The organism is Paenarthrobacter nitroguajacolicus, assembly GCF_051027655.1.
Lineage (GTDB): Bacteria > Actinomycetota > Actinomycetes > Actinomycetales > Micrococcaceae > Arthrobacter > Arthrobacter nitroguajacolicus.
In genome coordinates this window covers 4677611-4683781 of the sequence record NZ_CP073234.1, presented here as the reverse complement: position 1 = coordinate 4683781, position 6171 = coordinate 4677611, and the positions used below count along the sequence as shown (strand labels likewise).

Annotated in this window: 8 protein-coding genes; all 8 read left to right on the top strand. The window is 59.0% G+C overall.

What is annotated here, in order from left to right; translation table 11 throughout:
• The first annotated feature begins 465 nt into the window (after nt 1-465).
• The 8 genes from rpmH to KCX59_RS22100 all read left to right on the top strand — a co-directional run bounded on the left by rpmH (nt 466) and on the right by KCX59_RS22100 (nt 6106).
• Nucleotides 466-603: a 50S ribosomal protein L34 gene (gene rpmH, locus KCX59_RS22135; protein ID WP_011776797.1), complete on the top strand. Its 138-nt coding sequence runs from the start codon at nt 466-468 to the stop codon at nt 601-603.
• A 41-nt stretch (nt 604-644) separates the two neighbouring features.
• On the top strand, nt 645-1055 hold the full coding sequence (gene rnpA, locus KCX59_RS22130) for a ribonuclease P protein component (protein WP_091464267.1): 411 nt from the start codon (nt 645-647) through the stop codon (nt 1053-1055).
• Nucleotides 985-1470, top strand: a complete 486-nt coding sequence (gene yidD / locus KCX59_RS22125; RefSeq protein WP_178994670.1) for a membrane protein insertion efficiency factor YidD — start codon at nt 985-987, stop codon at nt 1468-1470. The genes rnpA and yidD overlap by 71 nt, the downstream gene beginning before the upstream one ends.
• A gap of 16 nt (nt 1471-1486) precedes the next feature.
• The gene (yidC, locus tag KCX59_RS22120; protein ID WP_091464261.1) at nt 1487-2476 is read left to right on the top strand and encodes a membrane protein insertase YidC; all 990 of its coding nucleotides are present in this window, start codon (nt 1487-1489) and stop codon (nt 2474-2476) included.
• Nucleotides 2476-3027 carry a protein jag gene (locus tag KCX59_RS22115; RefSeq protein ID WP_017199746.1) on the top strand — a complete coding sequence of 184 codons (552 nt, stop codon included), beginning with the start codon at nt 2476-2478 and terminating at the stop codon, nt 3025-3027. Before yidC ends, KCX59_RS22115 begins: the two co-directional genes overlap by 1 nt.
• Before the next feature lie 6 nt (nt 3028-3033).
• The gene (gene rsmG / locus KCX59_RS22110; protein ID WP_090822133.1) at nt 3034-3684 is read left to right on the top strand and encodes a 16S rRNA (guanine(527)-N(7))-methyltransferase RsmG; all 651 of its coding nucleotides are present in this window, start codon (nt 3034-3036) and stop codon (nt 3682-3684) included.
• An 87-nt stretch (nt 3685-3771) separates the two neighbouring features.
• Nucleotides 3772-4827, top strand: coding sequence for a ParA family protein (locus tag KCX59_RS22105; protein WP_370628910.1), 1056 nt, complete (start codon nt 3772-3774; stop codon nt 4825-4827).
• Nucleotides 4828-4894: 67 nt separating this feature from the next.
• Nucleotides 4895-6106, top strand: a complete 1212-nt coding sequence (locus KCX59_RS22100) for a ParB/RepB/Spo0J family partition protein (protein ID WP_179018020.1) — start codon at nt 4895-4897, stop codon at nt 6104-6106.
• Nucleotides 6107-6171: the final 65 nt, after the last annotated feature.

Sequence of the window (6171 nt, the reverse complement as noted above, 5' to 3'; positions counted from 1 at the left end):
CAATCAGTTCCTAAATACTTGCTTGCCGGCGTTGCTGGCAGCCGAAGTGTCTCCGGCGGCGCTGTTCTGGGCGATAATCCACAGAGTTATACACAGCGGGTGGACATTGGGCTACTGAGCCACTCTAGGGGATGGAATCGCTAGAAGATAGCTGGGAAGTTGCCTGTGGATAATTACACCGTTGTGGTTCTCAAAAGCGGCCTGTGAGCCACTTCATCCACAGGCTGCGAACTGCGGTTGGACACAGCTGTGGATACCTCCGCGGCAGGCTCCCGGTTTGACTGTGGGTGCCTTTTTGCCCTAACGTTGTGAAGTCCTTTGTGTCCGCTTTTGAGATCAGTTGTAACTCCGTACGTTCATCGTGCGGGAGGCAACGGCGGCAGGCACATACAAAACTTAGCGTCGGCCAGTTCTTCCCCTTTTTTGATCGGGTGGGCGCACCTTTGATCCACTGGAGTAACTAACGTGAGCAAGCGGACTTTTCAGCCGAATAACCGCCGTCGGGCCAAGAAGCACGGCTTCCGCCTTCGTATGCGCACCCGTGCCGGCCGTGCCATCCTGGCTGCCCGTCGCGGCAAGGGCCGCGTCGAACTGTCGGCGTAAATAACTGACTTGTCGGTCAGGGTCTTTTTGCAGGTTCGACGGTGCTAGCCACCCCTAACCGTCTGCGGACGTCTACCGACTTTTCAACAACTGTACGTTCCGGCGTCCGCAATGGACGCCGGAACTTAGTGTTATATACGGCCTCTATCGAGGCCGGGGAGCCGAGTCGAATCGGCTTCATTGTCTCCAAAGCCGTCGGGAACGCCGTGACCAGGAACCTCGTTAAGAGGAGACTGAGAGAAGCAGGCGCACTGTCCTTGCATACGCATGGAACGGGTCTGGCGGTAGTAGTCCGGGCGCTGCCCGCAGCTGCAACAGCCAGCTGGGAGCAGTTGCTCTCCGACTACAACGCCGCACTGGCAGTGACGACGAAGCGATTGGGTGGCTCAGCTCCACGCAACGCTTCGACCGAACACAACGGCACCACAACGGAAGGGACACCGCGTGCATGACATAAGCACCGCCGTCGTTCCTTCCTCAAGCGACCCCTCCGGGAAGGTTCCCCATGGGAGCCTTCCGGCGGCGGTAGGCACGTTCCTCTGGGAGCTGCCCCGCAACATCCTCATTCTCTTGCTGAAGGCGTACCGTAAGGTCGTCTCACCCCTGTACGGCCAGGTTTGCCGTTTCTTCCCCTCCTGCTCGGCCTACGCCTTGGAAGCAGTGACGGTGCATGGCGCCGTGAAGGGCAGCTGGCTCGCAGCGAAAAGGCTCGCCAAATGTCACCCTTGGAACTCCGGTGGAGTGGACCATGTCCCCGCCGGTCACCGTCATTGGCCTGAAGGCCGGACGCCCACAATTGTTGTACTGAACAATCCGGACCAGTTCCTGGCTGCTCAGGCTGATGAAGAAGGCCGCTCGGCGGCCTAACGAATAGGGATATCGTATGGACTTCTTTGAAACAATCATGTTTCCGTTCAAGTGGCTGGTGTCAATCATCATGGTTGGCTTCCACGAGGGACTGAGCTTCATTGGGCTGCCCGCCGCGAACGGCTGGACGTGGACTTTGTCCATCATTGGCCTCGTGTTGGTGATCCGTGCCGCCCTGATTCCTGTATTCGTCAAGCAGATCAAAGCGCAGCGCGGCATGCAGCTGCTGCAGCCGGACCTGAAGAAACTTCAGACCAAGTACAAGGGCAAGACGGATCAGCTGTCCCGCCAGGCCATGGCGCAGGAACAGATGGCGCTGTACAAGAAGCACGGCACCAACCCGTTCTCGGCTTGTTTGCCGATGCTGATCCAGATGCCGTTCTTCTTCGCCCTGTTCCAGGTGTTGTCGGGCATCTCCACTAACGCCAAGCAGGGCCAGGGCGTCGGTGCCATGAGTCACGAGCAGGTAGTTCAGTTCGATTCGTCCAGCATCTTTGGCGCGCCGCTGTCCGCTTCGCTCCTTCACGGTGACCCCAGTGGTGGCAACAGTGCTGTGGCTGTTTGGGTTCTGAGCATCATCATGATCATCGCCATGACGGCGTCGCAGTTCATCACCCAGAAGCAGATCATGGCCAAGAACATGTCCGAAGAGGCCATGGCCAGCCCGTTCATGCGCCAGCAGAAGATGATGCTCTACATCCTGCCGCTCGTGTTCGGTATCGGTGGCATCAACTTCCCGATCGGTGTCCTCATCTACTGGACCACCACCAACCTCTGGACCATGGGCCAGCAGTTCTTCGTTATCCGCCGTATGCCTACGCCGGGATCCCCCGCAGCCAAGGCGCTGGAAGAGCGCCGTGCCGCTAAGGGCCTGCCCCCGCTGCTGGGTGGAAAGAAGAACGCCGCCGCGGACGCTGCCGCTGAAGCCGAAGCTGCCGCTGCGGCAGCCGCCGAAATCAGGGCCCAGCGCGTCCAGCCACAACGTAAGAACAGGAAGAAGAAGTAATGTCTGCCGAGAGCACCGAAGAAGCAATGACCGCTGTGACCGAAGACCAAGAGGACTCGCAGGAAGAGACGCAGTCCAAGACGGCCAGCCGTTTGGAAGAGGAAGGCGACATCGCCGCCGACTACCTCGAAGAACTCTTGGATATCGCCGACATTGACGGCGACATCGACATCGAGGTCCGCAACGGGCGCACATACATCTCCATCGGTGCTGATGAAGAGTCAGCAGCGCTGGACAGTCTCGTGGGGCGGGATGGAGAAGTTCTGGAAGCCCTGCAGGAACTGGCCCGTCTTTCGGTCCTTTCGGCCACCGAAAGCCGTTCACGTCTTGTCCTGGACATCAATGGATACCGCAAGGAACGCGCCGGCGTACTTCAGCAGATCGCCGAGGATGCTGTGGCGAAGGTCAAAGCTGATGGCGGCACGGTTGCCCTTGAGCCGATGAGTGCTTATGAGCGCAAGATCGTCCACGACGCCGTTGCTGATCTCGGATTCGTCTCCGAGTCCGAGGGCGAAGGCGCTGGCCGCCACATCGTCGTTTCGGCTGACTAGCAGCTCATGGTTGAAATCACGGCAGCTGAACTGGAAGCGGCAGAGAAAATCTTTGGGGAGCGCTTGGATCTTGCCAAGCGCTACGTGGAACATCTGGCTACGTCAGGTACTGAACGCGGGCTGATAGGTCCCCGTGAGATTCCGCGCCTTTGGAGTCGTCACGTCCTGAACTGTGCAGTAATTGAGTCCGCCATTGCCATGGACAGCCATGTTGCAGACGTCGGGTCCGGCGCGGGCCTTCCGGGCCTTTGCCTGGCAATTGCCCGCCCTGATCTCGAGCTGACCTTGATTGAGCCACTGGAGCGACGCGTCATCTGGCTCCAAGAGGTTGTGGATGACCTCGGCCTGGACAACGTCACCATCATGAGGACCCGGGCTGAGCTCGCGGTCGGAATGGTGGATGCTGACGTCGTTACAGCACGGGCTGTTTCTGCCCTCACTAATCTGGCTGGTCTCACCATCCCTCTCCTGAATGGTCATGGCGAAGTAGTGGCCATCAAGGGACGCAGCGCCGCGGAAGAGATCGAGAAGGCAAAGAAGGTCATCCGCAAGCTTGGGGGCGTGGAAACGTCAGTTGTGGTTTGTGGACAGGAACTTTTGGAGGAACCCACCACCGTGGTGAGGATCATCGTCAACAAGCCCGGAAAGACGGCGTAGGTCCCGCTCGGTTTCCCGCGTGTCGGCGGTCGAGCGGTTAGGCTAGAGAACGGCAGCAAGCGCCGAATGAGAGTGAGAGTGTGACCAGTGGGTAGTAGTGAAACCTCCACGCAGCGAATTCCCCCGTTTATGTCTTTGGGGTCCGCGCGGGCCATGGCTACACCCTCTGCATCTCTCCAGTCCGCAATAGTGCGAACTGATTCGGTTGATAACGCTGCCGTTTCACGTGAAACCGTCTCAGATGGAGTGCGTAACGTCATGGATTCCATCGATGATTCCAGTCCCATCGCCCGCCAGCTGGCTAACGAAACCCGACGCCGCGAACGGCTGATCGGCCGGGAACTGCCTAAGCCTGACAAAACCCGCATCTTCACGGTTTCCAATCAAAAGGGCGGCGTGGGCAAGACCACCACTACCGTGAACATTGCTGCCGCCTTGGCGTCTGCCGGTCTCAACGTGTTGGTGATCGACATCGACCCCCAGGGCAACGCCTCTACAGCTTTGGGTATTGAGCACCATGCTGACGTAGACAGCATCTACGATGTGCTCATCAACGATCTTCCGCTCAAGGATGTTGTAGCTCCGTGCCCTGACATACCCAACCTGATCTGCGCGCCCGCCACCATTCACTTGGCCGGCGCCGAGATTGAGCTTGTTTCACTTGTTGCCCGCGAGCAGCGACTTCGCCGTGCCATTGACGTGTACGCCAAGGAGCGGGAGAACACTGGCGAGGGCCGGCTGGACTTCATCTTCATCGACTGCCCTCCCAGCCTGGGGCTGCTGACAGTCAATGCCTTCTGCGCCGCCAGCGAGGTGCTGATTCCCATTCAGTGCGAGTATTACGCCCTGGAAGGCCTGAGCCAATTGCTCAAGAACATCGAGATGATCCAGAAACACCTGAATGCAGACCTCGTTGTCTCCACCATTCTCTTGACCATGTACGATGGCCGCACGAACTTGGCCGCGCAGGTTGCATCCGAAGTACGGCAACACTTCCCCGAGCAGGTTCTGGGTGCTGTAGTTCCTCGGTCGGTACGCATCTCTGAAGCTCCGAGCTATCAGCAGACGGTCATGACGTACGATCCTTCTTCGAGCGGCGCACTTTCCTACATGGAAGCCGCCGCCGAAATAGCTGAACGCTAGAATTCTTGAAACACTGCAACAGCTTGGGCCGGTCCGTGCTCGGCTATTCCATCGGAGGGATGAATCAATGAGCGAAAAGCGAAGGGGCCTCGGCAGGGGTCTTGGGGCTCTCATTCCTAGCTCGGCCGCGGCCCAAGGGAACGGTACCGCACCGTCCCGGCCCGTGGATCTATTCTTTCCCGAGGCCCGGAAAGCCGAGAAGCCTGCGACGGTAGAGCCCGCGCTTGAGCAATCGGATGCTGTTGATTCAAAACCGTCTCCTGCAAAATCGCCTTCCAAGGCCTCGGCGACGAAGTCCGCCAGCACAAAGACATCGACGTCGGCAAGGTCGGCTTCGAAACCCGCTGCTTCGCGTGCTGCCGCCGCTGGCAGGCCAGGATCAGACGTAGCAGGTACGACGGCGGCCGCCGCGCCTGCCGCTGAATCCATAGGCTCCGTAGCCGACGTGGAGCTGGTGGAAGTCCCTGGAGCTCGGTTTGCTGAGATCCCCGTCGGGGACATCCACCCTAACCGCAAACAGCCTCGTTCGGTCTTCGATGAAGATGACATGGCCGAGCTGGTGCACTCGGTGCGGGAAATCGGGGTCCTCCAGCCAATTGTCGTGCGGACTTCAACCGAAAAGGGGGGAGAACCGTATGAATTGGTTATGGGTGAACGTCGCTGGCGTGCTGTGCAGGCTGCGGGACTCGAAACGATCCCGGCGATTGTCCGTGATACCACCGACGATGACCTTCTCCGTGATGCCCTCCTGGAAAACCTGCATCGGAGCCAGCTGAATCCGCTGGAAGAAGCAGCAGCGTACCAGCAGCTCCTGGAGGACTTCGGCACCACACACGAACAGCTCGCAGACAGGATCGGTCGGTCCCGTCCGCAAGTATCCAACACGCTGCGACTGCTTAAGCTTCCACCATTGGTTCAACGCCGAGTAGCCGCGGGTGTCTTGTCCGCCGGGCATGCTCGGGCCTTGCTTGCACTCCCCGATGCTGCGGCTATGGAACGAATGGCGCAGAAGATCGTGGCCGAGGGTATGTCCGTCCGTGCCACCGAAGAATCAGTTGCTCTCTACCAGGATCCCGCTACGCCGGCTAAGAGCAGCATCCCGAAGCCCAACGCCCGGCACGAACGGTTGGACTACCTCGCTTCATCTCTCTCGGACCGTTTGGACACAAACGTGAAAATCACTTTGGGTGCACGCAAGGGACGCGTCAGTATTGAGTTCGCCAGCGTTGAGGATCTCAACCGCATTATGGATGTCTTGGGCCCTGGCGCAGAGGACTAAATACAACTATCGATGAATGGGGCTCACATATGCCATGTGGGTCCCATTTGCTGTTAAGCTCATCA